22 protein-coding genes and 4 pseudogenes are annotated in these 24,789 nt (G+C 74.7%); 3 read left to right on the forward strand and 23 right to left on the reverse strand.

Annotated features, from left to right (window positions below):
* Window positions 1–57: 57 nt before the first annotated feature.
* Window positions 58–1,331, reverse strand: a pseudogene (gene tyrS / locus G7075_RS07845) (tyrosine--tRNA ligase).
* 135 nt (window positions 1,332–1,466) lie between these two features.
* Between tyrS and G7075_RS07850 the strand changes: the two are divergent.
* Window positions 1,467–2,507 carry an NAD(P)/FAD-dependent oxidoreductase gene (locus G7075_RS07850; RefSeq protein WP_166120649.1) on the forward strand — a complete coding sequence of 347 codons (1,041 nt, stop codon included), beginning with the start codon at window positions 1,467–1,469 and terminating at the stop codon, window positions 2,505–2,507.
* Here G7075_RS07850 and G7075_RS07855 read toward each other — a convergent pair.
* The 13 genes and pseudogenes from G7075_RS07855 to G7075_RS07915 all read right to left on the reverse strand — a co-directional run bounded on the left by G7075_RS07855 (window position 2,467) and on the right by G7075_RS07915 (window position 16,626).
* The gene (locus G7075_RS07855) at window positions 2,467–3,072 is read right to left on the reverse strand and encodes a DNA-3-methyladenine glycosylase (protein ID WP_240917975.1); all 606 of its coding nucleotides are present in this window, start codon (window positions 3,070–3,072) and stop codon (window positions 2,467–2,469) included. The two genes, G7075_RS07850 and G7075_RS07855, sit on opposite strands and share 41 nt — an antisense overlap.
* A 2-nt stretch (window positions 3,073–3,074) precedes the next feature.
* Window positions 3,075–4,523, reverse strand: a complete 1,449-nt coding sequence (gene argH / locus G7075_RS07860) for an argininosuccinate lyase (RefSeq protein WP_166120651.1) — start codon at window positions 4,521–4,523, stop codon at window positions 3,075–3,077.
* Window positions 4,520–5,023: an arginine repressor gene (argR, locus tag G7075_RS07865; RefSeq protein WP_166120654.1), complete on the reverse strand. Its 504-nt coding sequence runs from the start codon at window positions 5,021–5,023 to the stop codon at window positions 4,520–4,522. Before argR ends, argH begins: the two co-directional genes overlap by 4 nt.
* Window positions 5,020–5,967 carry an ornithine carbamoyltransferase gene (gene argF / locus G7075_RS07870; protein WP_166120657.1) on the reverse strand — a complete coding sequence of 316 codons (948 nt, stop codon included), beginning with the start codon at window positions 5,965–5,967 and terminating at the stop codon, window positions 5,020–5,022. Before argF ends, argR begins: the two co-directional genes overlap by 4 nt.
* Window positions 5,964–7,178 (reverse strand): acetylornithine transaminase, encoded by a 1,215-nt coding sequence (locus G7075_RS07875; protein WP_166120660.1) that lies wholly within the window; start codon window positions 7,176–7,178, stop codon window positions 5,964–5,966. Before G7075_RS07875 ends, argF begins: the two co-directional genes overlap by 4 nt.
* Window positions 7,171–8,118 (reverse strand): acetylglutamate kinase, encoded by a 948-nt coding sequence (gene argB, locus G7075_RS07880; protein WP_166124292.1) that lies wholly within the window; start codon window positions 8,116–8,118, stop codon window positions 7,171–7,173. The genes G7075_RS07875 and argB overlap by 8 nt, the downstream gene beginning before the upstream one ends.
* A 23-nt stretch (window positions 8,119–8,141) precedes the next feature.
* Window positions 8,142–9,292 (reverse strand): annotated as a pseudogene (gene argJ / locus G7075_RS07885) (bifunctional glutamate N-acetyltransferase/amino-acid acetyltransferase ArgJ).
* A complete protein-coding gene (locus tag G7075_RS07890; RefSeq protein ID WP_166124293.1) occupies window positions 9,292–9,696 on the reverse strand; it encodes an ACT domain-containing protein in 405 nt (134 codons plus the stop codon). The pseudogene argJ and the gene G7075_RS07890 overlap by 1 nt, the downstream one beginning before the upstream one ends.
* A gap of 5 nt (window positions 9,697–9,701) precedes the next feature.
* Window positions 9,702–10,745, reverse strand: a complete 1,044-nt coding sequence (gene argC, locus G7075_RS07895; protein ID WP_166120662.1) for an N-acetyl-gamma-glutamyl-phosphate reductase — start codon at window positions 10,743–10,745, stop codon at window positions 9,702–9,704.
* A 60-nt stretch (window positions 10,746–10,805) separates the two neighbouring features.
* Window positions 10,806–11,621: an SDR family NAD(P)-dependent oxidoreductase gene (locus G7075_RS07900; RefSeq protein ID WP_240917976.1), complete on the reverse strand. Its 816-nt coding sequence runs from the start codon at window positions 11,619–11,621 to the stop codon at window positions 10,806–10,808.
* A complete protein-coding gene (pheT, locus tag G7075_RS07905; protein WP_166120665.1) occupies window positions 11,618–14,167 on the reverse strand; it encodes a phenylalanine--tRNA ligase subunit beta in 2,550 nt (849 codons plus the stop codon). Before pheT ends, G7075_RS07900 begins: the two co-directional genes overlap by 4 nt.
* A pseudogene (gene pheS, locus G7075_RS07910) lies at window positions 14,167–15,260 on the reverse strand (phenylalanine--tRNA ligase subunit alpha). Before pheS ends, pheT begins: the two are co-directional and overlap by 1 nt.
* A 175-nt stretch (window positions 15,261–15,435) precedes the next feature.
* Complete coding sequence (locus tag G7075_RS07915) at window positions 15,436–16,626, reverse strand: MFS transporter (protein ID WP_166120668.1); 1,191 nt, start codon at window positions 16,624–16,626, stop codon at window positions 15,436–15,438.
* A 139-nt stretch (window positions 16,627–16,765) separates the two neighbouring features.
* Between G7075_RS07915 and G7075_RS07920 the strand changes: the two are divergent.
* Window positions 16,766–17,901, forward strand: a pseudogene (locus G7075_RS07920) (catalase); the annotation flags it as partial.
* Window positions 17,902–18,081: 180 nt separating this feature from the next.
* Window positions 18,082–18,330, forward strand: a complete 249-nt coding sequence (locus G7075_RS21050; RefSeq protein ID WP_240918027.1) for a catalase-related domain-containing protein — start codon at window positions 18,082–18,084, stop codon at window positions 18,328–18,330.
* 21 nt (window positions 18,331–18,351) lie between these two features.
* Here the strand turns inward: G7075_RS21050 and G7075_RS07925 are convergent, their stop codons facing one another.
* The 9 genes from G7075_RS07925 to G7075_RS07965 form a co-directional block, all read right to left on the reverse strand.
* On the reverse strand, window positions 18,352–19,419 hold the full coding sequence (locus G7075_RS07925) for a sensor histidine kinase KdpD (protein WP_166120671.1): 1,068 nt from the start codon (window positions 19,417–19,419) through the stop codon (window positions 18,352–18,354).
* A gap of 10 nt (window positions 19,420–19,429) precedes the next feature.
* Window positions 19,430–20,239 (reverse strand): RNA methyltransferase, encoded by an 810-nt coding sequence (locus tag G7075_RS07930; protein WP_166120674.1) that lies wholly within the window; start codon window positions 20,237–20,239, stop codon window positions 19,430–19,432.
* Window positions 20,240–20,250: 11 nt separating this feature from the next.
* Window positions 20,251–20,634, reverse strand: a complete 384-nt coding sequence (gene rplT, locus G7075_RS07935; protein ID WP_166120677.1) for a 50S ribosomal protein L20 — start codon at window positions 20,632–20,634, stop codon at window positions 20,251–20,253.
* A 45-nt stretch (window positions 20,635–20,679) separates the two neighbouring features.
* The gene (gene rpmI, locus G7075_RS07940; RefSeq protein ID WP_166120679.1) at window positions 20,680–20,874 is read right to left on the reverse strand and encodes a 50S ribosomal protein L35; all 195 of its coding nucleotides are present in this window, start codon (window positions 20,872–20,874) and stop codon (window positions 20,680–20,682) included.
* A 57-nt stretch (window positions 20,875–20,931) separates the two neighbouring features.
* The gene (gene infC, locus G7075_RS07945) at window positions 20,932–21,660 is read right to left on the reverse strand and encodes a translation initiation factor IF-3 (RefSeq protein WP_166124295.1); all 729 of its coding nucleotides are present in this window, start codon (window positions 21,658–21,660) and stop codon (window positions 20,932–20,934) included.
* A 278-nt stretch (window positions 21,661–21,938) separates the two neighbouring features.
* Entirely contained in the window at window positions 21,939–22,688 is a 750-nt protein-coding gene (locus tag G7075_RS07950; protein WP_166120682.1) for an SseB family protein, read from the reverse strand.
* Window positions 22,685–23,410 carry a bifunctional 1-(5-phosphoribosyl)-5-((5-phosphoribosylamino)methylideneamino)imidazole-4-carboxamide isomerase/phosphoribosylanthranilate isomerase PriA gene (gene priA, locus G7075_RS07955; protein WP_166124296.1) on the reverse strand — a complete coding sequence of 242 codons (726 nt, stop codon included), beginning with the start codon at window positions 23,408–23,410 and terminating at the stop codon, window positions 22,685–22,687. Before priA ends, G7075_RS07950 begins: the two co-directional genes overlap by 4 nt.
* A 64-nt stretch (window positions 23,411–23,474) precedes the next feature.
* Window positions 23,475–24,158 carry an imidazole glycerol phosphate synthase subunit HisH gene (gene hisH / locus G7075_RS07960; protein ID WP_166120685.1) on the reverse strand — a complete coding sequence of 228 codons (684 nt, stop codon included), beginning with the start codon at window positions 24,156–24,158 and terminating at the stop codon, window positions 23,475–23,477.
* A complete protein-coding gene (locus G7075_RS07965) occupies window positions 24,112–24,786 on the reverse strand; it encodes a hypothetical protein (protein ID WP_166120687.1) in 675 nt (224 codons plus the stop codon). The genes hisH and G7075_RS07965 overlap by 47 nt, the downstream gene beginning before the upstream one ends.
* Window positions 24,787–24,789: the final 3 nt, after the last annotated feature.

A 24,789-nucleotide genomic window follows, 5' to 3' on the forward strand; every position in this document is an offset into this window, starting at 1 on the left:
GCCCCCAAACGCCGAAACCCGCTGCAGCGCAGCGGGTTTCGGTTCCGAAATTCGTGTTCAGACGCCCTCCGGACGCTCCACACGGCCTGCGGCGAGGTTCTTGCGGCCCCTCCGGAGCAGGACGACACCGCCCGCGAGGACGTCGTCGGCCACGAGCACCGCCTCGTCGTCGGCGACCTTCGCGCCGTTGACGGAGGCACCGCCCTCCCCGATGGTGCGTCGCGCCGCGTTGCGCGACTCGGCCAGGCCGACGGCCACGAGGGCATCGACGACCGACATCCCCACGTGCACCTCACCCCCGGGCAGCTCGGCCGCGGCGTCCCGCAGGGTCGGCCCGTCGAGGCCGCGCACGTCCCCCTTCCCGAAGAGCGCCTCGCTCGCCGCCTGCACCGCCTCGGTCGCGGCGGCCCCGTGCACCAGCGTCGTCACGTCGGCGGCCAGCGTGCGCTGCGCCGCCCGGCGCCAGGGCTCCTCGGCGAGCTGCCGCCCGAGCTCGGCGACCTCATCGGCGGTGCGGTCGGTGAAGACCTTGAGCAGCGTGAGCACCGAGGCGTCCTCGACGTTGAGCCAGTACTGGAAGAAGGCGTAGGGGCTGGTCATCTCCGGCGAGAGCCAGATGGCGTTGCCGGCGCTCTTGCCGAACTTCTCCCCGAGCTGTCGGTGAGGAGCGGGGTCGTCAACAGGTGCACCGACGCCCCCTCGACGCGGTGGATGAGGTCGGACCCGGCGGTGAGGTTGCCCCACTGGTCGTTGCCGCCCGTCTGCAGGGTGCAGCCGAAGTCGCGGTACAGCTGCAGGTAGTCGAGCCCCTGCAGCAGCTGGTAGCTGAACTCCGTGTACGAGATGCCCTCGTCGCTGTTCAGCCGCGCGGCGATGGCCTCCTTCTTGACCATCTGGTTGACCCGGAAGTGCTTGCCGACGTCGCGCAGGAAGTCGAGAGCGCTCAGCCCCTCCGTCCAGTCGAGGTTGTTGACGAAGACCGCCGGGTTCTCGCCCGAGGACTCGAGGAACGGCTCGACCTGCGCCCGGATGCGGGCGACCCACTCGGCCGTCTGCTCCTTGGTCTTCAGGACCCGCTCGGCCGACGGGCGCGGGTCGCCGATCAGCCCGGTCGACCCGCCGACGAGGCAGATGACCCGGTGCCCCGCCCGCTGGAGGTGGCGCAGCAGGACGAGCTGGACGAGGTTGCCGAAGTGCAGCGACGGCGCGGTGGGGTCGAAGCCGCAGTACGCCGTGACCGGCCCGCCGGCGAGTGCCTCGCGCAGCGCGGACTCGTCGGTGGTCTGCGCCACCAGTCCTCGCCACTGCAGCTCGTCGAGGATGTCGGTCACGGTACGGGCCCCTTCCGGCGGTCTCCGGCGGCGGTCGCCGGCCGCCCCAGCCTGCCACGCCCGAACCGGGTGGACGCAGCGGCCACCAGCGGGTGGGATGTCGGGGTGCACCCGCATCCACGAGCAGGCGGACCGGTGACCTCCCGCGTCCGTCGGGTCGCCGTCGTGGGCGGCGGCGTGGCCGGGCTGGCGCTGGCCGCCGGGCTCCCCCGGTCGGTCGAGGTCGTCCTCCACGAGGCGCAGCCCGAGCGCGCGCGGTGGGGGTCCGCGCTCGTCCTGGGCGCCTGGGCCCGCCCCGCCCTGCACCGCCTCGGGGTGCTCGACTCCGTGACCCGGGCGGGGTCGCCGGTCGGTGCCGGCCGGCTGTTCGCGCTCGACGGCCGGGCCCTGACCCGTCCCCACGACCTACACCTGCTCGCGGTGCCGCGGCCGGGGCTCCTCGACGCCCTCACGGCGGCCGTCGGCCCCGGGGTACGGGTCCTCCACGACGAGGTGCTCGACCCGGCCGAGCTCGACGCCGACCTCGTCGTCGGGGCCGACGGTGTCCGCAGCCGCGTGCGCGGACTGGTCGACCCCGGTCGCGCGGCACGGCTCGGGACCCCGTGGGTCGCCCTGCGCGGCCGGCTCGGCGCCCCGCCCGGCGCCGCGGCCGGCGAGTACTGGGGCCCGGGTCTGCTCGTCGGGCTCGTCCCCTCACCGGGCGGCGGCCACTGGTTCACCGCCCACCGCAGCACCCTCGGCCCCGAGCCGCTCGACGTCGCCGCGGTGCACGAGGAGGTCCGCGTGCTCGCGCAGGGCGCCGGCGCCGCGGTGCGCTCGACCGTCGAGGACGCCACGGCGGGCCTCGCCGCGACCCGGCTCTGGGTGGCCCCGCCGATGCGCCGCTACGTCCACGGGCGGTACGTCGTCGTCGGCGACGCCGCGCACGCGATGACCCCCAACCTCGGTCGGGGCGCCGGCGAGGCGCTCCTCGACGCGGTCACCCTCGCCGACCGGGTCGCCGCCGGCGGGTCGCTCGCGGCGTGGCAGGCCCGGCGGCTGCCGCGGACGCAGGCCGCCCGCACGGCCTCGTCCGCGGTGATGCGCCTGGCGCTGGCCGAGAGGGGCGCGGGCGTGCGGGACGCGGTCCTGCGGCTCAGCCCCGCCGGCGACGCACGGCCGGGCGGTAGACGCTGACGGTCGGCTCGTCGGCCAGCCAGAAGCGCCACGGGAAGAGCTCGCCGTCGCCGCCCGCCCCGCTCACCCCGACGCGCGGTCCGGTGCGCACCGACGACGGCTCCACCGGCCCGTCCGGCAGCTCGAGGCGGCCGTCGGTGGCCGGGTCGAGCAGGTCCAGCCCGTTCTCGTCCCGCCCGAGCGCGAGCGTCGTGGCCAGCCGGGCCGGGCCCCGCGCCCAGTCGCGCTCGCGGACCCCGGGGCGACGGGCCGCCGCCACGTCGTGACCGGCCACCACCTCCCCGGCCCGCAGCAGCACGGCGGACGCCGCGCCCTCCGACCCGGTGACGACGTTGGCGCAGAAGTGCATCCCGTACGTGAAGTAGACGTAGAGCCGGCCGGCCGGGCCGAACATCACCGCGGTCCGCGGCGTGCGACCCCGGTACGCGTGCGAGCCGGGGTCCACCGACCCCGCGTAGGCCTCGACCTCCGTGAGCCGGACGGTCACCCCGGCGTGGGTGAACCGGGCGCCGAGCAGGGCCGGTGCGACGTCGAGGACGTCACCCGCGAGCAGCCCGGCGAGCACGGTCAGCGCGCGACGGGGAGGTCGCGTGACCAGGCGCGGGACCGGGCGGACGTCGCCGCGACCCGCTCGAGCTGCTCGGCCACCCGGACCGGCGCGGTGCCGCCCCTGGCCGAGCGCGACGCGAGCGAGCCCTCGACGGAGAGCACCTCGCGCACGCCCGGCGTCAGGTGCTCCGAGATGCCCCGCAGGTCGTCGTCGGAGAGGTCCCAGAGCTCGATGCCCCGCTCCTCGCAGGCCCGCACGCACGCCCCCGCGACCTCGTGCGCGACCCGGAACGGCACGCCCTGCCGCACGAGCCACTCGGCGACGTCGGTGGCCAACGAGAAGCCCTGCGGCGCGAGCGAGGCCATCCGGTCGGTGTGGAAGGTCAGGGTGGCGACCATGCCGGAGAACGCGGGGAGCAGCACCTCGAGGGTGTCGACGGCGTCGAAGACCGGCTCCTTGTCCTCCTGGAGGTCGCGGTTGTAGGCCAGCGGCAGCGCCTTGAGGGTCGTCAGCAGCCCGGCGAGGTCGCCCACGAGCCGGCCGGCCTTGCCGCGTGCGAGCTCGGCGACGTCGGGGTTCTTCTTCTGCGGCATGATGCTCGACCCCGTCGAGTACGCGTCGTCGAGCGTGACGAACGAGAACTCCTTCGTTGCCCAGAGGATGACCTCCTCGGCGAGCCGCGAGACGTCGACGGCGGTCATCGCGCAGACGAACGAGAACTCGGCGACGAAGTCGCGCGAGGCGGTGCCGTCGATCGAGTTCTCGACCGAGGTCGTGAAGCCCAGGTCGGACGCGACGGCCTCGGGGTCGAGGCCGAGCGACGAGCCCGCCAGGGCCCCGGCGCCGTACGGGGAGACGGCCGTCCGGACGTCCCAGTCGCGCAGCCGCTCGACGTCGCGCAGCAGCGGCCAGGCGTGGGCCAGCAGGTGGTGCGAGAGGAGCACGGGCTGGGCGTGCTGCAGGTGCGTGCGCCCCGGCATCGGCACGCCGTGGTGCTCGCGGGCCTGGGCGACGAGGGCGTCGACGACGTCGAGCACCAGGCCGGCGACGACCCGCGCGTGCTCGCGGAGGTACATCCGGAAGAGCGTGGCGACCTGGTCGTTGCGCGACCGACCGGCCCGGATGCGTCCGCCGACCTCGGCGCCGGCCCGCTCGATGAGCCCGCGCTCGAGCGCCGTGTGCACGTCCTCGTCGGACTCGGCGGGGACGAACGCGCCGGACTCGACGTCGGCGCGCAGCCGCTCGAGCCCGTCGAGCATGGCCTCGAGCGTGGCGTCGTCGAGGAGGCCGGCGGCGTGGAGGACGCGGGCGTGGGCCCGTGACCCGGCGAGGTCGTGGGGGGCCAGCCGCCAGTCGAAGTGCGTCGACTTCGACAGCGCCGCGAGCGCGTCGGCCGGTCCGCCGGAGAAGCGGCCGCCCCAGAGGCTCACGGGGGCGCTGCCGGGCTCGGGCTCGGGCGGGGTCACGGGGTGTCCTTCCGGGTGTACGACATGAGCCGGCCTGCGACCTCGCGGCTGCGCGTGGTCCCGGACGTGATGACCATGATGGTGTCGTCGCCGGCGATGGTGCCCAGCACCCCCTCCACGGTGGTGTGGTCGATCGCCGAGGCGAGGAAGTTGGCGGCCCCCGGCGGCGTGCGCAGGACGACGAGGTTGGCCGAGTGCTCGGCCGACACGAGCAGCTCCTGGCAGCGCGAGGCCAGCCGGGAGGTGCGCTCGTCCGCGTCGGCCGCGGGGCGCACGGTGCGGTCGCCGCCCTCCCCCGGCACCGCGTAGACGAGGTTCTTGCCGACCCGGACCCGCTCGGCGCCGACGTCGACGAGGTCGCGCGAGAGGGTCGCCTGGGTGACCTCGATGCCGTCGTCGGCGAGCAGGTCGAGCAGCTCGGTCTGGCTGCGGACGGTCGTCTCGCGGAGGATCTCGGTGATCCGCTGCTGCCGGGCGGCGCGCGAGGTCGAGACGGTCATCGGCCGGCCTTCGCGTGCTCCACGAGCCAGGAGAGCAGGGCCTTCTGCGCGTGCAGCCGGTTCTCGGCCTCCCGCCACACGTGCGAGCGCGGGCCGTCGATGACCTCGGCGCTCACCTCGTAGCCGCGGTAGGCCGGCAGGCAGTGGAGGAAGAGGGCGTCCGGGCCGGCGTGGGCCATGAGGTCCTCGTCGACGGCGTACTTCGTGAACGGGCTGCCCTCGCCCTTGCGCTCGTCGGCCTCGCCCTCCTGCCCCATCGAGACCCAGGTGTCGGTGACGACGACGTCGGCGCCGAGGACGGCCGCGAGCGGGTCGTCGGTGACCAGCACGGAGCCGCCGGTCGTGGCGGCGAGCTCCTCGGCGCGGGCCACGTACTCGTCCTTCGGCAGGTGCGTGGTCGGCGTGCCGATGCGCACGTGCATCCCGGCCGTCGCGCAGCCGAGCAGGTAGGAGTGGGCCATGTTGTTCGCGCCGTCGCCGACGTAGGCCAGCGTGCGGCCGGCGAGGTCGCCGAGCAGCTCGCGCAGGGTCAGCAGGTCGGCGAGCACCTGGCACGGGTGGAAGTCGTCGGTCAGCGCGTTGACGACCGGCACGCCGGCGAACTCCGCCATCTCCTCGAGGGAGGACTGCGCGAAGGTGCGCCACACGACCGCCGCGGACTGCGGCCCGAGGACCCGCGCGACGTCGGCCACCGACTCACGGACCCCCACCCCGGCGAGCCGGCCGTCGACGACCATCGGGAAGCCGCCGAGCCCCGCGACCGCGCCGACGAAGGAGACCTGCGTCCGCAGCGTCGGCTTGTCGAAGAGGATCGAGACGGTGCGCGGCCCCTCGAGGCACCGGTCCGAGAACGGCGCGGCCTTGAGGGCCAGGGCCCGGTCGAGGACCTCGGCCTGCTCGGCGGGCGACAGGTCGTCGTCGCGCAGGAAGTGGCGCAGGGTCATCGGGTCTCCTCCGTCGCGAGGTCGAGCAGCCCGGGCAGGGCGTCGACGAACAGGTCGAGCTGGTCGGTGGTGACGACGAGCGGGGGCGCGAGCCGCACCGCGTCCGGCGCCACCGGGTTGAGGATGAGCCCCGCCTCGCGCCCGTGGGCGGCGACGGCGGGGGCCCACGGCCCGGCGAGGGTGACGGCGCGCAGCAGCCCGCTCCCCCGGATGCCGGTGACCCGCGGGTCGTCGAGGGCGCCGATGCGCCGTTCGAGGTGCTCGCCGGCCTCGCGTGCGTGGGCGAGCAGGCCCTCGGACTCGATGGTGTCGAGGACGGCCAGCCCCGCGGCGCAGGCCAGCGGGTTGCCGCCGAAGGTCGAGCCGTGCTGGCCGGCGGTGAGCATCCGGCTGACCTCCGGGCCGAAGGTGACGAGGGCGCCGATCGGGATGCCACCACCGAGGCCCTTGGCGAGGGTCATGGCGTCGGGCACGACCCCGGCCTGCTGCCACGCGAACCACGAGCCGGTGCGCCCGACGCCGGTCTGGATCTCGTCGAGGACCAGCAGGGCCCCGGCCGCCGTGGTCAGCTCGCGGGCGGCCCGCAGGAACCCGGACGCGGCCGGCACCACGCCCCCCTCCCCCTGGATCGGCTCGAGGACCACGGCCGAGGTGTCCGGCCCGACGGCGGCCTCGAGGGCGGCGACGTCACCCCACGGCACGTGGACGACGCCGGGCAGCAGCGGCTCGAACGGCTCGCGGTAGGCCGGCTTGTGGGTGAGGGCCAGGGCCCCGGTGGTGCGGCCGTGGAACGCGCCCTCGGCGGCGACGATGCCGGTGCGCCCGGTGCGTCGGGCCAGCTTGACCGCGGCCTCGATCGCCTCGGCCCCGCTGTTGCAGAAGAAGACCGCCGACCCGGCAGGCGCGTCGGCCACCTGCAGGATGCGCTCGGCGAGCTCGACCTGCGGGACGGACGTGTAGAAGTTCGACACGTGCACGAGCTGGCCGGCCTGCTTCGACACGGCGGCCACGAGGGCGGGATGGTTGTGCCCCAACGAGTTCACCGCCAGCCCGCCGACGAGGTCGAGGTAGCGGCGACCGTCGACGTCCCAGACCCAGGCGCCGTCGCCGTGCTCGAGCACCAGCTGCGGGCGCCCGAAGACCTGGACGAGGGCGGACTCGTAGCGGCCGAGGTACTCCTCGGTGTTCGCGCCCCGGGCGGCGTCAGGCATCCTCGCTCCCCTCCCGGTCCGGCAGGACCATCGTGCCGATGCCCTCGGAGGTGAACACCTCGAGCAGCAGGCTGTGCGGCTGGCGGCCGTCGACCACGTGCGCCTGCGGCACCCCGGCCTCGACGGCGCGGATGCACGCCTCGAGCTTGGGGATCATCCCGGCGTCGACCCGGGTGAGCAGCTCGCGGGCGGCCGAGAGGCGCAGCTCGGAGAGCAGCGACCCGCGGTCGGGCCAGTTCGCGTAGACGCCCTCGACGTCGGTGAGGACGACGAGCTTGCGGGCCCCGAGCGCGGCGGCCAGGGCGGCGGCCGCGGTGTCGGCGTTGACGTTGAGCACCTGCCCGTCCTCGTCGAGGTCGGGGGCGATGGTCGAGACGACGGGGATGCGTCCGGCGTCGAGCAGGTCGAGGACCGCTCCGGGGTTCACCTCGACGACGTCGCCGACGAGGCCGATGTCGTGCTCCTCGCCGTCGACGGTGACGCCGCGCCGACGCGCCCCGAAGAGGCCGGCGTCCTCGCCGGAGAGCCCGACGGCGACCGGGCCGTGCTGGTTGAGCAGGCCGACGAGCTCGCGGCCGACCTGGCCGGTGAGGACCATCCGCACGACGTCCATCACCTCGGGTGTCGTGACGCGCAGGCCGCCGCGGAACTCCGACTCCAGGCCGAGCCGGTCGAGCATCCCCTTGATCTGCGGACCGCCGCCGTGCACGACGACCGGGCGCAGGCCGGCGAAGCGCAGGAAGGCGATGTCCTCGGCGAAGGCCGCCTTGAGCGCGTCGTCGGTCATCGCGTTGCCGCCGTACTTGACGACGACGAGGGCGCCACGGAAGCGCTCGAGCCAGGGCAGCGCCTCGACGAGGGTCAGCGCCTTGGACTGGGCGACGCGCAGCGCGGCGGCGTCGATCGCGCCGCGCAGGGCCTGCCGCTCGGGTGGGGTCATCGGGGCCTCGCTCGTCGCGGCGCTCACGTGGAGTACGCCGAGTTCTCGTGGACGTAGTCGTGCGTCAGGTCGTTGGTCCAGATGGTGGCGGCCGCCTCGCCGGCGTGCAGGTCGACGACGACGCGCACCTCGCGGGCGGACAGGTCGACGAGCGTACGGTCCTCCCCGACGCCGCCGGCCCGGCAGACCCGGACCCCGTTCATCGTCACGTCGAGGGTCGTGGGGTCGAAGGCCGCGGCCGTGGTGCCGACGGCGGCCAGCACCCGCCCCCAGTTCGGGTCGTTGCCGAACACGGCGCACTTGAAGAGGTTGTTGCGGGCGACCGCACGCGCCACCTCGAGGGCGTCCTCCTCGGAGGCCGCGGTGCGCACCTCGACGGCGATGTCGTGGTGGGCCCCTTCGGCGTCGGCGACGAGCTGGCGGGCGAGGTCGGCGCAGACGGCGGTGACGGCGTCGGTGAGGGTCGCCGCGTCGACCTCGATGCCCGAGGCCCCCGAGGCGAGCAGCACGACGGTGTCGTTGGTGGACATGCAGCCGTCGGAGTCGACGCGGTCGAAGGTCGTGCGGGTCGCGGCGCGCAGGGCGGGGTCGAGGTCGGCGGCGTCGACGACGGCGTCGGTGGTGACGACGACGAGCATCGTCGCGAGCGCCGGCGCGAGCATCCCCGCGCCCTTGGCCATCCCGCCGACCGACCAGCCGTCGCTTTCGACGTGCGCGGTCTTGGCCACGGTGTCGGTGGTCATGATCGCCTCGGCCGCCGCAGGTCCCCCGTCCGCGGCCAGCGCGTCGGCCGCCGCGTCGACGCCGTCGAGCAGGCGCTCCATCGGCAGCCGCTCGCCGATGAGGCCGGTCGAGCAGACGACGACGTCGCCGGGGCGAGGTCGAGGAGGGAGCCGACGTGCTCGGCGGTGCGGTGGGTGTCCTGGAAGCCCGGGGCGCCGGTGCACGCGTTGGCGCCACCGCTGTTGAGGACGACGGCGTCCGCGCGCCCGTCGGCGACGACCGTGCGCGACCAGGTGACCGGCGCCGCCTCGACCCGGTTGCCCGTGAAGACGGCGGCCGCGTGGTGGTCGGGGCCGTCGTTGACGACGAGGGCCACGTCGGGGCGACCGGAGGACTTCAGCCCGGCGACGACGCCGGAGGCGCGGAAGCCGCGCGGGGTGGTGACCGACATCAGGACCGTCCTCCGGTGAGCGTCGTGGGGGTGATGACGAAGCCGGCGCGGCGCCAGGCCGTCGCGGCGTCGTCGCGGCGCTCGGTCGGGACGAGCACCCAGTCGGTGTCGAACGTCGAGAGCCCGAGGACGGAGACGCCGGCGTCGACGAGCGGGGAGAGGATCTCGACGAAGACGCCGACCGCCGAGAACTCCAGCGGCCCGGCCACCTCGACCGCGCGGAACGGCCCTTCGGTGCGGGCCCCGTGGGGTACGGACGCCGTCGCGCAGACGACCGAGGTCTCGTCGCCCGTGCGGGTCAGCGAGGCGAGCGGTCCGGTGCGCCAGTCGAAGGCCGGCTCCTCGCCGCTGGGCAGCCGGACGATCGAGACGTCCTCCGGGTGCTCCATGAGGTGGCGGGGCATGGCGCTCACGGGGCCACCCCCGCGACGGGGAGGCCGGTGGTCTCGGGCAGGCCGAGGGCGAGGTTGAGGCACTGGACCGCCGCACCGGCGGTCCCCTTCGTGAGGTTGTCGACCGCGGCGACGACGACCACCCGGCCGACCCGCTCGTCGAGGACGACCTGGAGGTGCACGCAGTTGCTGCCCAGGACGTTCGCGGTGGCCGGCCAGCGCCCCTCGGGCAGGAGGTGGACGAAGGGCTCGTCGGCGTAGGCGTCGGCCCAGGCGGCCCGGACCGTGGCGGCGTCGGTGCCGGGGACGACGCGGGCGGTGCAGGTCGCGAGGATGCCGCGGGGCATCGGCGCGAGGGTCGGGGTGAAGGAGACGGTGACCTCGCCCGCGCCGCACGCCGTGAGGTTCTGCTCGATCTCGGGTGTGTGGCGGTGGACGCCCCCGACGCCGTAGGGCGACATCGACCCCAGGACCTCCGAGCCGAGCAGGTGCGCCTTGAGGGCCTTCCCCGCGCCCGAGGTGCCGGACGCCGCGACGACGGTGACGTCCCCGGGCTCCAGCACGCCCGCCACCAGCCCCGGGGCGAGGGCGAGCGAGACGGCCGTCGGGTAGCAGCCGGGGACGGCGAGGCGCGTGGCGCCGGCGAGGGCGGCGCGCTGCGGGCCGAGGGCCGTCGGCAGCTCGGGCATCCCGTAGGGCCACGACCCGGCGTGCGGGGTGTCGTAGAACGTGGTCCACGCGGCGGCGTCGCGGAGCCGGAAGTCGGCGCCGCAGTCGACGACGACGACGTCGGGCGCGAGCTGCGCGGCGAGGGCCGCGGAGTGCCCGTGGGGCAGCGCGAGGACGACGGCGTCGTGGCCGGCGAGGACGTCGGCGGTGGTGTCCTCGAGGACCCGCTCGGCCAGCGGCGTGAGGTGCGGGTGGATGCTCCCGAGCGGCTGGCCGGCGTTGCCGCCGGCGGTGACCGCGCCCACCTCGAGGTCGGGGTGCGCGAGCAGCAGCCGGAGGACCTCGCCCCCGGCGTACCCGCTCGCACCGGCGACGGCGACCTGCTTCGTCATGTGCATGACCATACAGGATTCCGAACATCCATGCAGAATCGGCGGGGGCGCCGACCGGGCTCAGGCCAGGGGGTCACCGGGTCGGAGGACGAGGTCGAGCATCCGCTCCCCCGGCTCGAGGCCGCGCTCGGCCATCGCCCGCAGCGACTCCGGGGTGTCGACGCCGGCCCGGACGAAGCGACCGGAGAAGGCGTCGAGGTCACCGGAGGCCAGGGCCAGCACGAGCGCGGCGACCTCCTCGGGCGAGGTCCACTCGGTGCGGTCTGCGTGCGCCTCCATCGCCTCGGTCATGTCGGTGCGGACCACCCCGGGCATGAGGTCGAAGGCCCGGATGCCGCGGTCCCAGCCGGCGAGGTGGGTCGAGCCGGTGAGCCGGGCCAGCGCGGTCTTGGCGACGTTGTAGGCGCTCGCCACGTCGCCCGCACGCCGGCCGGCCCCGGAGTTGAGGTTGACGACCCGGCCACCGCCCGCGGCGAGCAGGTGCGGGGCGACGAGCCAGGTCATGAGGTAGGGGCCGAGCACGTCGACCTCCACGGTGTGCCACCACTCGTCGGGGTCGGAGGCGAAGACGTCGACCTCGGCGTCGGCGACCCCGGCGTTGTTGACGAGCAGGTCGATGCGGCCCTGACGCTCGACGACCTCGGCGACCCACGCCGTGAGCGCCGCCCGGTCGGTGACCGGTGCGACCGTCGAGGACCCACGCTCGACGACCCAGCCGGCGTCCTCGAGCGCGAGCGCGACGTGCCGCCCGATGCCCCGGGAGGCGCCGGTGACGACGGCGACGAGGTGGCCGCCCCGCCCGGCGGCGACCTCGGTGTCTGGCTCCGGCGTCACGTCACCGTCGTCGTCGACCGGCTCGTCGATGACGCCGGTCACGCGCGCTGCACCGCACCGTGCGCCGCGGCGGCCGCGGCCACGGCGGCGTCGCGCAGCCCGGACACCTCGTCGGTGGTCAGCGTGCGCTCGGGCGAGCGGAAGGTGAGCCGGTAGGCGAGCGAGCGCCGCCCCTCACCGACCTGGTCGCCCTCGTAGACGTCGAACAGCCGGACCTCCTCGAGCAGGTCGCCGCCACCCGCCACGAGGGCGTCGCGCACCTCGGCCGCCGGGACCGAGCGGTCGACGACGAGCGCGACGTCGCTCTGGGCCATCGGGTAGGTCGCGAGCGTCCGGGCGACGACCGTGTGGTCGGCGGCGCGGGTCAGGGCGTCGAGGTCGAGCTCGGCGCCGACGGTGCGCGCCGGCAGGCCGAGGGCCGCGACGACCTTCGGGTGCAGCTCGCCGACGTGGCCGAGCACCGTGCCGTCGGCGAGCGACACGCGGGCGCAGCGGCCGGGGTGCCACGGCATCGCGGCGTCGGCGGTGGTGACCACCTCGACGTCGAGTGCCTCCGCGAGGACCTGGACGAGCTCGAGGACGTCGAAGACCTCGGCCCGGCGTCCGGCACCCCACCATCCGGCCCGGTCGCGGTCGCCCGCGAGGAGCAGGCCGAGGTGACGCGGCTGGGGCGGCACGGCGGCGCGGATGGCCGCCAGCGTCGCCTCGTCCGGACGCACGCCGACGTCCTCGGTGGGCGCCGCGGCCTGCGGGCCCTCGAGTGCGGTGACGAGCCCGAGCTCGAAGAGCCCGACGTCCTTGGCGCCGCGGGAGACGTTGCGCCGCAACGCATCCACCATCGTCGAGACGAGCGTGGTGCGCATGAACGGCTGCTCGTCGGACAGGGGGTTGGCGATGCGCACGGTGCGCGCCGTCTCGGCGGCGACGTCGAGGCCGAGGTCGGCCAGGCGGTCGCCTCCGACGAACGGGGCGCTCCACACCTCCGAGAGCCCCTGCGCGGCAAGGAGGTTCGCGACGATGCGACGAACCCGCTGCGCGTGCGTGAGGCCCGAGCCACCGGGCGGTGTCGGCAGCAGCGACGGGATGCGCTCGTACCCGTGGATGCGCGCGACCTCCTCGACGAGGTCCTCGGCCGTCGTGAGGTCGGGGCGCCACGAGGGTGGCAGGACGGTGAGCGCGTCGCCCTCGGCCGTCACGGTGCACCCGATCTGCTCGAGCACCCCGACCACCGTGGCGGCGTCGTAGTCGACCCCGACGATGCGCGAGGGGAAGCCGGCCGACATCGCGACGGTGACCGGGGCCGCGACCGACCCGACGTCGGTGACCGCGTCGTCGGCCGTGCCGCCGCCGTACCGCACGAGCAGGTCGACGACGAGCTGCACCGCGGCGGGCGGCAGCTGCGGGTCGACGCCGCGCTCGAAGCGTCGCGACGCCTCGCTCGGCAGCCGGTGCCGCCGGGCCGTCCGGGCGATCGAGACCGGGTCGAAGTGGGCGGCCTCGACGAGCACGTCGGTGGTCGTGGCCGACACCTCGGTGGAGGCGCCGCCCATGACGCCGGCGATGCCGATGGGCGTGCCGCCGCCGTCGGTGATGAGGAGGTCCTCGGGGTCGAGGGTGCGCTCGACGTCGTCGAGGGTGGTCATCCGCTCCCCCTCCCGGGCCCGCCGCACCACGATCCGCTCACCGAGGCGGGCGAGGTCGTAGGCGTGCAGCGGCTGGCCGAGGCCGAGCATCACGTAGTTCGTGACGTCGACGGCCAGCGAGATGGGCCGCATGCCGGCCTCGGTGAGGCGGGCCCGCAGCCACGCCGGGCTCGGGGCCGCGACGTCGATGCCGCGCACGACCCGGGCCACGAACCGGTCGCAGCCGGCGCGGCCGCGGATCGGCGCGTCGTCGGCGACCTCCACGAGGTACCCACCGGAGCCGCCGCTCGGGGCCGCCGCCGCGAGCGCCGTCACCGGGTCGGTGAACTCCGCGCCGGTCGCGTGCCCGTACTCGCGGGCGACACCGCGCACGGAGAAGCAGTACCCGCGGTCGGGCGTCACGTTGACCTCGACGGTCTCGCGGTCGAGGCCGAGGATCGCGATGGCGTCGGCGCCCGGGACGCAGCGCGCGAGCGACTCGGGGTCGTCGGCGAAGCGCCGGGTGAGCACGATGATGCCGTCGTGGTCGTCGCCGAGCCCCAGCTCGCGCTCGGAGCAGATCATCCCGGCCGAGACATGGCCGTAGGTCTTGCGCGCCGAGACCTCGAGCGGACCCTGCGGGGTCGGCAGCACCCCGCCGGGGAGGATGACGGGCACGAGGTCGCCCGCCTCGAAGTTGTGCGCGCCGCAGACGATGCCCTGGGGCTCTCCGGTGCCGTTGGCGTCACCGACGTCGACCGAGCACCAGTTGATCGTCTTGCCGTTCTTCTGCGGCTCCTTCTCGAGGGTCAGGACGCGCCCGACGACGAGCGGACCGGTGACCCCGCCACCGTGCAGCCCCTCCTCCTCGAGCCCGACGGCGACGAGCGAGGCGGCGATGTCGGCACCGCTCGCCTCCTCCGGCACCGCGACGTACTCGCGCAGCCAGTCGACCGGAACCCGCATCAGATCTCCATCCCGAACTGTGCGTCGAAGCGCACGTCACCCTCGATCATGTCGCGCATGTCGCTGACCCCCGTGCGGAACATCAGCGCGCGGTCGATGCCCATCCCGAACGCGAACCCGGTGTAGCGGTCGGGGTCGACGCCGCAGGCCAGGAGCACGTTGCGGTTGACCATCCCGCAGCCGCCCCACTCGATCCAGCCGGTGCCCTTGCAGGTGCGGCAGTCGGGGTCCTCGCCGCGGCAGACGAAGCAGCGCAGGTCCATCTCGGCGCTCGGCTCGGTGAAGGGGAAGAACGACGGGCGCAGCCGCGTCGTGATGCCGTCGCCGAACAGCTCGGCGGCCAGCCGGTCGAGGGTGCCCTTGAGGTGGGCCATCGTGATGCCCTCGTCGACGGCCAGGCCCTCGACCTGGTGGAAGGCCGGCATGTGCGTGGCGTCGAGCTCGTCGGTGCGGAAGACCCGTCCGATCGCCGCGACGTACACGGGTACGCCGCGCTCGAGCAGGGTGCGGGCCTGCACCGGCGAGGTGTGGGTGCGCAGGACGAGGCCACCCTCGGGCGGGTCGACGTAGAAGGTGTCCTGCATCTGCCGGGCCGGGTGGTCGGCGTCGAAGTTCAGGGCGTCGAAGTTGAACCACTCCGCCTCGATCTCCGGGCCCTCGGCGATCTCCCAGCCCATGCCGGTGAAGAGGTCGGCGATGCGCTCGCTCATCAGCTCGATGGGGTGGCGCCGACCGAGCGGGCGGCGCCCGGCCGGCAGCGTGACGTCGAGAGCCTCCTCGACGAGGATGCGCTCGTCGCGCTCGGCCTCGAGCTCGGCCTGGCGGGCGGTGAACGCGGCACCGACCCGGCCGCGGGCCTGCCCCACGCGCTTGCCGGCCTCGGCCTTCGCGCTCGGGGCAGGGCGCCGATCTCGCGGTTGGCCAGCGCGAGGGCGCTCCGGTCGCCCTGGTGCGCGCCGCGGGCGACCTTGAGCTCCTCGAGGGTCGTGGCCGCCGCCGCGGCGGCGAGGGCGGCGTCGACGGCGTCCTCGACCGCCTGCGGGTCGAGCACCGCGACCTCCACGGGGTCGTAGTTCGTGTTGGGTCCGGACATCGCTTCCGCTCTTCGTCGGTGGGGGCGCGGCCGAGTCTAGGGAGCGGCGCGCGGGGACGGAGGTCGGCCCCCGGGCGGCGGGACGGCCGGCCACCCGGCCGGCCGTGGGGACGACGCGCTCAGGACGCGCGCGACACCGGGCCCGAGGGCCCGGTAAATCGCTGCGGAGCGGTGGTCACCGGTCCAGCGTAACGGGGCGCCGGCCGGTGAGGAGGAAGGCGACCACGGCGACGGCAGCGCCGACGACCGCCACGGCGAGGAAGCCCGCACCCCCGCCGTAGTGGTCGACGGTCCACCCGGCGAGCGGCGCACCGACCGCCCCGCCGGCCGTCATCGCGGAGTTGTGCCAGCCCATCGCCTCGCCGCGCACCTGCGCGGGGACCAGCCCGGCGATCTCGTGGACCGTCGCGGTGATGGTCGGGGCGCAGAGCAGCCCGGCGAGCAGCGCGAGGGCGCCGAGCTGCAGGGTCGAGGTGGCCAGGACCATCGGCGCGGTGACCAGCGCCAGGGCGAGCAGGAGCCAGCGCGCCGGGACGTCGCGGGACAGGGCCCCGTAGAGCAGACCGCCGACCAGCGACCCGAACCCCCAGAGCACGAGCACGAGCCCGAGCAGGCCCATGGAGCCGAACTCGCGGACGGCGCTGACGAAGGCGAGGTCGGAGCCGGCGAGCATGACGGCCGTCGCGGCGACGAGGCCGAGCACGACGAGGACCGGGCCCCGGAACCAGGTGCCGAACCGCAGACCGTGGCGCGCAGGACCGGCCTCGGCCTCCGCCTCGGTGCGCAGCGGCGGGTCGAGCAGCCAGATGCCGACGCCCGCGAGGACGGCCAGGGCCTGGACGACGAAGAGCACCCACGCGGTGGACCAGTGCGTGGCGGCGACGACGGCCACGGCCGGCGCGATCATGAACGAGACCTCGACGGCGGCCGAGTCGAGGGAGATGGCGGTGCGGCGGTCCTGCTCCTCGACGCCGGCGATGACGGCCTGGCGCACGACCGAGCCGATCGGCACCGCGAACAGCCCGGCGACGGTGACGAGCGCGAGCAGCGCCCAGTACCCCACCCACGGTGCCGTGCCCCAGCACAGGCCCGAGACGACGAGGGAGGGCCCGACGACGGCGCGCAGGCCGTGCCGGTCGAGGAGCCGGCCGCGCCAGGGCCCGCTCACGGCGATGGCGGTGGTCACCCCCGCACCGACGAGCCCGGCCATCGCGTAGCTGTGGCCGAGCGTGGTGACGACGTGGAGGGTGACGAGGACCGGGGTCGCGAACATCGGGATCCGGGTCAGCGTGCCGAGGACGAGGGTCCTGCGCAGCGACGGCCGGGAGAGGACGCGCCGGTACGGCGCAAGGGTCACCGTCGTCACCCGCACACTCTGACACCCCACCCCGGGCCCCGCCATTCGAGCCGACCGGCGCGTCGCCGAGCGGGCCCACCGCTTGTCTTGACTCGTTCAAGACAGAGTGCGAGGGTGGCCGGACGAGGACACGACCGAAGGAGCAGCGATGACGACCGACCCGTACGCACACCCCGAGGACCTCGGCACCCCCACCGGCTCGACGACGGCGGGCGGCGCCCGCGCCGAGAGCGACACCCAGAGCCTCAGCCTCTCCCCCGACGGCCCGCTGATGCTCCACGACGTGCACCTGCTCGACACGCTGGCGCACTTCAACCGCGAGAACATCCCCGAGCGCAAGCCGCACGCCAAGGGTTCCGGCGCGTTCGGCACCTTCACGGTGACCCACGACATCACCCGCTTCACGAAGGCCTCGGTCTTCCGTCCCGGCTCGCAGGTGCGCACCCTGGCGCGCTTCTCCACCGTGGCCGGCGAGCTCGGCTCGGCCGACACCTGGCGGGACGTGCGCGGCTTCTCGGTCCGCTTCTACACCGACGAGGGCAACTGGGACCTCGTCGGCAACAACACCCCCGTCTTCTTCCTCCGGGACCCGATGAAGTTCCCGCACTTCATCCGCAGCCAGAAGCGGCTCGCCGACTCGGCCCTGCGCGACGGCACGATGCAGTGGGACTTCTGGACCAACTCCCCGAGTCGGCGCACCAGGTCACCTACCTCATGGGTGACCGCGGCCTGCCGCGCTCGTGGCGCCACATGAACGGCTACGGCTCGCACACCTACCTCATGGGCAACGAGGCCGGCGAGAAGCACTGGGTGAAGTTCCACTTCCACACCGAGCAGGGCGTCGAGAACCTCACGAACGAGGAGGCCGAGCGGATCGCCGGCGCCGACTCCGACTACCACCGGCGCGACCTCTTCGAGGCCATCGAGCGCGGCGAGCACCCCCGCTGGACCCTCTTCATCCAGGCGATGCCGTACGACGAGGCCGGTGACTACCGGTTCAACCCCTTCGACCTCACGAAGGTCTGGCCGCACGCGGACTACCCGCTGCACGAGGTGGGCACCTTCGAGCTCAACGAGAACCCGGTCAACCACTTCGCCCAGATCGAGCAGGCGGCCTTCGCCCCGAGCAACATCGTCCCGGGCATCGGGTTCTCCCCGGACAAGATGCTCCTCGCCCGGGTCTTCTCCTACGCCGACGCCCACCGCGCGCGGGTCGGCACGAACGCCCACCAGCTGCCCGTCAACCGTCCGCTGCCCGAGGTCGAGGCGCGGGCCAACCACCTCGTCTTCGACGGAGCGATGAACTACGAGGTCAAGGCCGGCCCGACCTACGTCCCGAACAGCGACGGCCGCGGCCACTCGACGCACCAGGGCCCGGTCGCCGAGGGCTGGGAGGCCGACGGCACGATCGTGCGCCAGGCCTACACGCTGCACGCCGAGGACGACGACTGGACCCAGGCGGGGATGCTCGTGCGCGACGTCTTCGACGACGCCCAGCGCGACCGGTTCGTCGAGACCGTCGCCGGGGCCCTCGGCGGGGTCCGCGACGACGTCCTCGAGCGGGCCTTCGTCTACTGGGGCAACGTCGACGTCGAGATCGGTCGGCGGATCGAGGAGCGCGTTCGCGGCGGAGCCGGCGATCCCATCCCCGGTGCCGCCGACGAGGAGAAGTCCGCGCTGCGCGAGCCCCTCCCGGAGTCCGCGCACCACTGAGTCACCCGAGGTCGGGGACGCTCACTCGAGGTCGGGGAAGGTCGCCCGCAGTCGGGCGCCGCCGGTCGGGCCCTTCTCGACCACGACCTCGCCGCCGTGGGCCTCGACGAGCCCCCGCACGAGGTAGAGGCCGAGGCCAGTGCCGTGCTTGGCCCCGGCCTGCCAGAAGCGGGAGAAGACCAGCTCGCGGTGCTGCGGGGCGATGCCGTCGCCGTCGTCGGTGACGACGACGTCGACGGCCGCCGGGCCCTCCCAGCCGGCCCGCTCGGCGGCGATGTGGACGCGACCGCGACCGTGCCGCAGGGCGTTGTCGACGAGGTTGGTCAGCACCTGCTCGAGCCGGTCGGGGTCGGCCCACACGACGTCGACGCCGTCGCCGACGTGCAGCTCGAACTGCTCGCGCTCGGCGCCGGCGGCCACCCGCCGCTCGACCTGCGCCTCGAGGCGCGGGCGGACCGGTACGGGCACGGCGTGGACCGTCAACCGGCCGGCGCCGATCCGGGAGGTGTCGAGGAGCTCGGTGATGAGCCGGGTGACGCGGTCGGCGTCGGCCTCGATGGTCTCGAGCATCAGCCGCTTCTGGTCGTCGGTGAACCGGTCCCAGTTGCGCAGGAGGGTCGAGGAGAAGCCCTTGACGCCGGTGAGCGGCGAGCGCAGCTCGTGGGCGACCGAGGTCAGCAGGGCCGCGCTCTCCTTCTCGGCCCGGCGCCGGCCCTCGGCGTCGCGCAGGCCGAGGACGACGGCGACCACCGGCTGGCGCCGACCGCGCCGGTTGTACTGCGCCGTGACGAGCAGCTCGCGGCCCGAGGGCAGCACGAGCAGCCGTTCACGGTGGCCGGTGCGGGTGTCGAGCCCGTGCCAGGGGTCGGTGAGCTCCCACCACGAGTCGCCCCCGAGGTCCTGCAGCGGGAGGGCCTCGACGACGTCCCGGCCGACGACGTCGGAGGCGCGCAGGCCGGTGATGCGCTCGGCCCGGGTGTTCATGAACCGGACGGTGCGCTCGGGTCCGATCGCGGCGACGAGGCCGTCGGGGATGAACTCCAGACCGTTGGCGGCGAGGTCGTCGGGGACGATGTACCGCTCGGACATGGGGCGCACGTTACCCCGCGCCCCCTCCGGACCCGAGGACCCCCGCCGAGGCGTAGAGGCAGATCGTCGCGGCCATCGCGAGGTTGAGCGACTCCGCGCGGCCGTGGATGGGCACCCGCACCACCTCGTCGCAGGCGTCGCGGGTCTGCGCGGGAAGGCCCCAGGCCTCGTTCCCCATCACCCAGCAGTGGGGTCCGGTGAGGTCGGCGTCCGGCAGGAGCGTGGTGCCCGCGCCGTCGGCGGCCAGCGTGCGCACCCCGGCGGCGCGCAGGGCGGCGAGGGTGGCGGCGACGTCGAGGCCGGTGACGACGGGCAGGTGGAAGAGCGAGCCCGCGGTCGAGCGGACGACCTTCGGGGAGTGCACGTCGACCGAGGCGTCGCTGACGAGCACCGCGTCGGCGCCGGCGGCGTCGGCCCCGCGGATGACGGTGCCGGCGTTCCCGGGGTCGCGGACGTGGGTCAGCAGGACGAGCAGGCGCGGTGCGGCGGCCAGCACGTCGGCGAGGGCGTCGGATGCCTCGTCGACGACGGCCAGGACACCCTGGGGCGCCTCCGCGTCGGCCATCGCGGCGAGGACCTCGGGCGTCACCTCGTGGACCCACAGGCCCGCCGCCCTCGCCGGCTCGACGAGGTCGGCGGCGTAGCGCTGGGCGGCGTCGGGCGTCAGGTAGACGTCGCGGACCCGCTCGGGCGCGTGCCGGACCGCCTCGCGCACCCCCTGGGGTCCCTCGACGGCAAAGCGGCCGGTGCGCGAACGCACCGACCGCTTCGACAGCGCCGCGACGGACCGGACCCGGTCGGACCGGGGGTTGTCCATCATCGACGTGTGGTTCAGGCGGAGGCCTTGGCGGGCTCGCGGGCCGGCTGGTTGGCCCGGGCGATCTCGACGAGCGCGGCGAAGGCGGCCTCGTCGTTGACCGCGAGCTCGGCGAGCATGCGGCGGTCGACCTCGACCTCGGCGGCCTTGAGGCCCTGGATGAAGCGGTTGTAGGTCATGCCGTTGGCGCGGGCCGCGGCGTTGATCCGCTGGATCCAGAGGCGACGGAAGTCGCCCTTGCGGGCCCGGCGGTCGCGGTAGGCGTAGCCGAGGCTGTGCTGGACCTGCTCCTTGGCCTTGCGGTAGAGCCGCGAGCGCTGCCCGCGGTAGCCGCTGGCCCGCTCGAGGACGACCCGGCGCTTCTTCTGGGCGTTGACCGCCCGCTTCACGCGTGCCACGTGAGTTCTCCTTGCTGCTTCGTCAGTTCAGGGGGGTGGATCGGCTCACTTGCCGAGGAGCTTCTTGATCTTCTTGGTGTCCGCGGCCGAGACGATGACGTCCTTGGAGAGGCGGCGCGCCTTCTGCGGGGTCTTCTCGTGGAACTTGTGCACGTGGCCGGCCTGCTCGCGCATGAGCTTGCCCGAGCCGGTGACCCGGAAGCGCTTCTTGGTGCCGCTGTGCGTCTTGTTCTTCGGCATGGTGCCGATCTCCTTGGGTGGTGTGCTGTCTGGTGCGGTGGTGTGTCGGGGGCGGGCTCAGCCCGCGTCGGCCGGCTCGGGCTTCTCGGCCGGCTCGACCGCCTCGGCCTCGGTCGCCTCGGTCTGCGTCGACTCGGACTCCGTCGCCTCGGTCGCCTCGACCGGCTCGGTCACCTCGTCGGTGACCTCCTCGATCTCCTCGACCTGCTCGACGGGCTCGTCGTGCTCGGCCTTGGCCTCGTCGCGCTTCTTGCGCTGCTCGGCCATCGCCTGCGCCTTCTTCTTCGTCGGCGCGAGGACCATGACCATGTTGCGGCCGTCCTGCTTGGGCTGGGACTCGACGGTGCCCAGCTCGATGACGTCCTCGGCGAGGCGCTGGAGCAGCCGGAACCCGAGCTCGGGGCGGGACTGCTCGCGACCGCGGAACATGATCGTCACCTTGACCTTGTCACCGCCGCCGAGGAACCGGACGACGTGGCCCTTCTTGGTGCCGTAGTCGTGCGGGTCGATCTTCGGGCGGAGCTTGATCTCCTTGATGACCGTGTTGACCTGGTTCTTGCGCGCCTCACGGGCCTTCATCGCGGCTTCGTACTTGTACTTGCCGAAGTCCATGAGCTTGGCGACCGGCGGCTTCGCCATCGGTGCGACCTCGACCAGGTCGAGGTCGGCCTCCGCCGCGAGGCGCAGTGCGTCCTCGACGCGGACGATGCCGACCTGCTCGCCGTTCGGGCCGACCAACCGCACCTCGGGAACCCGGATGCGGTCGTTGATGCGTGGCTCGCTGATGTGCTTCTCCTTCGTCAGTCCTACCGTCGTGACCGCCGGGAACGAGAAGAGGCTCCTCGCACCGGGTGCGCAGGAGCCTCGATTCCGTCGGGCCACCACGAGAGGTCGCGGCACGCCGGAGGGCGCACACGACGTCTCGTCGCGGACCGGGACCCGGCGACCGGAGTGGTCGTCGCGGGTGGAAGCGGGGCTTCACTTGCACACCACCTCGCGAACGAGGCGGTCGGTCAACACCCGAGGTTACCAGCCGGGGCCCGAGGTCCCGAAATCCGCGCTGGTCAGACGATCCGGAAGGCCAGCCCGTCGACCCGGGCCCGCAGCTCGCCGTCGGTGGCCAGCCGCTCCCCCACCCGGGTCGCGACGGCCCGCACGGCGTCGGGGTCCAGGCCCGGGGCGAGGGTGAGGACGACCCCGAGGACGCCCTCGCCCGGCGGGCGGCCCTCCTCGAGCGCGTGGGCGCGCACGGCGGGCTCCTCGGCGAGGGCCGCAGCGAGGCTGCGGGCGACGAACGGGTCGGTGTGGGGGGGCTGCCAGGGTCGCTCCTGGGCCAGGGCCCAGAGCATCGAGGGGCGCAGGACGCGGGTGGCCGGGCCGGCGACGTCGACGACGAGCACGTCGCACCCCTCGGACACCGCGGCCTGCGCGGCGCGGGCCGGGGTGACCGGCACGGGTCGGGCCGAGGGGTCCCAGGCGGAGAGGGCGTCGGTGCCCGAGAAGACCGGCAGGGCGCGACGGCCGTCGGGGGCGACGAGCGTGACCGCGGCCATGTCGACCCCGGTCTCGACGGCGAGCGCGCCGCCGTCGTCGACCCCGGTGGGCTCGGCGACCACGGGGACGAGCAGCCGGGCGGCCTCGACGGCCCGCATCAGGGCGGTGTCGTCGGCCGGGTCGGCGAGGACGGCGAGCAGGGCGGGGTCGGCCGCGCCGGTGTCGGCCTCGAAGCCGCTCGGGCTCAGGGCGCGCGCCTGCCAGGGGGTGCCCGACGAGTCGGCGGGGCCGGAGTCGGCGGGGTCGGACTCGCCGGTCACGGGCGGCCCGCGACGTCGAGGGCCTCGGGGAGGGTGAAGGCGCCGCGGTACAGGGCCGAGCCGACGATGGCCCCCTCGACGCCGTCGCCGACGAGGGTGCGGACGGCCGCGACGTCCTCGAGCGTCGAGATGCCACCGGAGGCGACGACCGGGCGGTCGGTGCGGGCGCAGACGTCGCGCAGCAGCTGCAGGTTGGGACCCTTCATCATCCCGTCCTTGGCGACGTCGGTGACGACGTACCGGGCGCAGCCCTCGGCGTCGAGCCGGGCCAGGGTCTCCCAGAGGTCGCCGCCCTCGCTCGTCCAGCCGCGGGCGGCCAGCGTCGTGGCGCGCACGTCGAGGCCGACGGCGACGCGGTCCCCGTGCTCGGCGATGGCGCGGGCGGTCCACTCGGGGTCCTCGAGGGCCGCGGTGCCGACGTTGACCCGCCGGCAGCCGGTGGCCAGGGCCCGGGTCAGCGACTCCTCGTCGCGGATGCCGCCGCTCATCTCGACGTGGATGTCGAGCCGGCCGACGATCTCGGCGAGCAGGGTGGCGTTGGAGCCGCGGCCGAAGGCGGCGTCGAGGTCGACGAGGTGCAGCCACTCGCTGCCCTGCTCCTGCCAGCGCAGGGCGGCCTCGACCGGGTCACCGAACTCACCGCCGCTGCCGGCGATGCCCTGGACGAGCTGGACGGCGCGGCCCTCCACGACGTCGACGGCGGGGAGCAGCTCGAGGCGCATCTGGTCGGTCACGGGGCCCAGTCTGCCGGGAGCAGCCGGGTCGCCGTCACCCGGTCCGCCCGCCTCAGAGCGAGCGGACCCAGTTCTCGAGGAGGGCCAGACCGGCCTCGCCCGACTTCTCCGGGTGGAACTGCGTCGCCGCGAGCGGGCCGTTCTCGACCGCGGCGACGAACCGCTCGCCGTGCGTGGCCCAGGTGACCCGGGGCGCGACGGCCGCGAAGGCGCCGTCCGGGGGCGCGAGGTCCCAGGTGTGCGCCGCGTAGGAGTGCACGAAGTAGAAGCGCTCGCCCTCGAGGCCGGCGAAGAGGGTCGAGCCCTCGGCGACGTCGAGCTCGGACCACCCCATGTGCGGCACGACGGGAGCGAGCAGGCGCGAGACGGTGCCCGGCCACTCGCCCACCCCGGCGACGGGTGCGGCGCTCGGCTCGGTGGACCCCTCGAACATCACCTGCATGCCGACGCAGACGCCGAGGACCGGGCGGCCGCCCGCCAGCCGGCGGTCGATGACGGCGGGTCCCTCGACGGCGACCAGCCCGGCCATGCACGCGTGGAAGTTGCCGACCCCCGGGACGAACAGCCCGTCGGCCCCGAGGGCGCGTTCGCGGTCGGCAGTGAGCGTGACCGTGGCCCCCACGTGCTCGAGGGCGCGCACGGCGGAGCGGACGTTCCCGCTGCCGTGGTCGAGGACGACGACGTCGGGGTCACCGGGCCTCCCGGGCCCCGTCCGGGGAGCCCCCGGAGGAGCCACCCCAGGCGGCTTCCCACTCGGACCGGTGCTGGGCCTCGTCGGCGACGAGCCGGTCGAACATCTGGACGCCGCGGGTCGAGGGCTCGACGTCGCTGGCGCCGGAGCAGTCGCCGCGCTCGAGCAGCTCGCGGCCGGGGAGCCCGAGCATCCCGAGGAGGGTGACGAGGACGTCGAGCGGGGTGCCGTCGCCGGAGCGCAGGACGCCGGCGACGTCGTCGGCCCGCGCGCTGCGGCCGGCGCCGGCCGCCTCGAGCAGGCCCGGCACCCCGAGCCGGGGCAGCGACGGCGTCTCGACGACCCCGGTGCGCGGCTCCCAGACCACCCACTGCTGCGCCTTGCGGACGCCGGCCGGCTGGACGGTGACGACGGCGCGGCCCTGGAGGTCGAAGAACCCGAGGACGGGCCGGCCGCCGCGCGGCGCCGGCCGGGCGGCGAGGACCTCGAGGGCGGTGTCGTAGGGCGCGGCGCTGCGGGCGGTGTGCTCGGAGACGGTGACCCCGGTCCACCCGTCGAGCGGGGCCATCGTCGCGGCGACGAGGCCCTTGCGCAGCCAGCGGCCGACCGACGCGGGCGAGCGGCGCACGAGGAGCAGTCCGTGCCCCGTGCCCGAGCGCGCGTCGGCGGCCACGGT

The sequence above is a fragment of the Phycicoccus sp. HDW14 genome, assembly GCF_011383005.1.
Classification (GTDB): Bacteria; Actinomycetota; Actinomycetes; order Actinomycetales; family Dermatophilaceae; genus Phycicoccus.

Coding starts and splice junctions, on each gene's coding strand:
- argR (WP_166120654.1), bottom strand. CDS start 5,023: ATGACCGTCTCGACCTCGCGCGCCGCCCGGCAGCAGCGGATCACCGAG.
- argF (WP_166120657.1), bottom strand. CDS start 5,967: ATGACCCTGCGCCACTTCCTGCGCGACGACGACCTGTCGCCCGCCGAG.
- G7075_RS07875 (WP_166120660.1), bottom strand. CDS start 7,178: ATGCCTGACGCCGCCCGGGGCGCGAACACCGAGGAGTACCTCGGCCGC.
- argB (WP_166124292.1), bottom strand. CDS start 8,118: ATGACCCCACCCGAGCGGCAGGCCCTGCGCGGCGCGATCGACGCCGCC.
- G7075_RS07890 (WP_166124293.1), bottom strand. CDS start 9,696: ATGCCCCGCCACCTCATGGAGCACCCGGAGGACGTCTCGATCGTCCGG.
- argC (WP_166120662.1), bottom strand. CDS start 10,745: ATGACGAAGCAGGTCGCCGTCGCCGGTGCGAGCGGGTACGCCGGGGGC.
- pheT (WP_166120665.1), bottom strand. CDS start 14,167: ATGCGGGTTCCGGTCGACTGGCTGCGCGAGTACGTCGCGGTGCCGGAG.
- G7075_RS21050 (WP_240918027.1), top strand. CDS start 18,082: ATGCTCGTGCGCGACGTCTTCGACGACGCCCAGCGCGACCGGTTCGTC.
- G7075_RS07925 (WP_166120671.1), bottom strand. CDS start 19,419: ATGTCCGAGCGGTACATCGTCCCCGACGACCTCGCCGCCAACGGTCTG.
- G7075_RS07930 (WP_166120674.1), bottom strand. CDS start 20,239: ATGATGGACAACCCCCGGTCCGACCGGGTCCGGTCCGTCGCGGCGCTG.
- rpmI (WP_166120679.1), bottom strand. CDS start 20,874: ATGCCGAAGAACAAGACGCACAGCGGCACCAAGAAGCGCTTCCGGGTC.
- priA (WP_166124296.1), bottom strand. CDS start 23,410: ATGCGCCTCGAGCTGCTCCCCGCCGTCGACGTCGTGGAGGGCCGCGCC.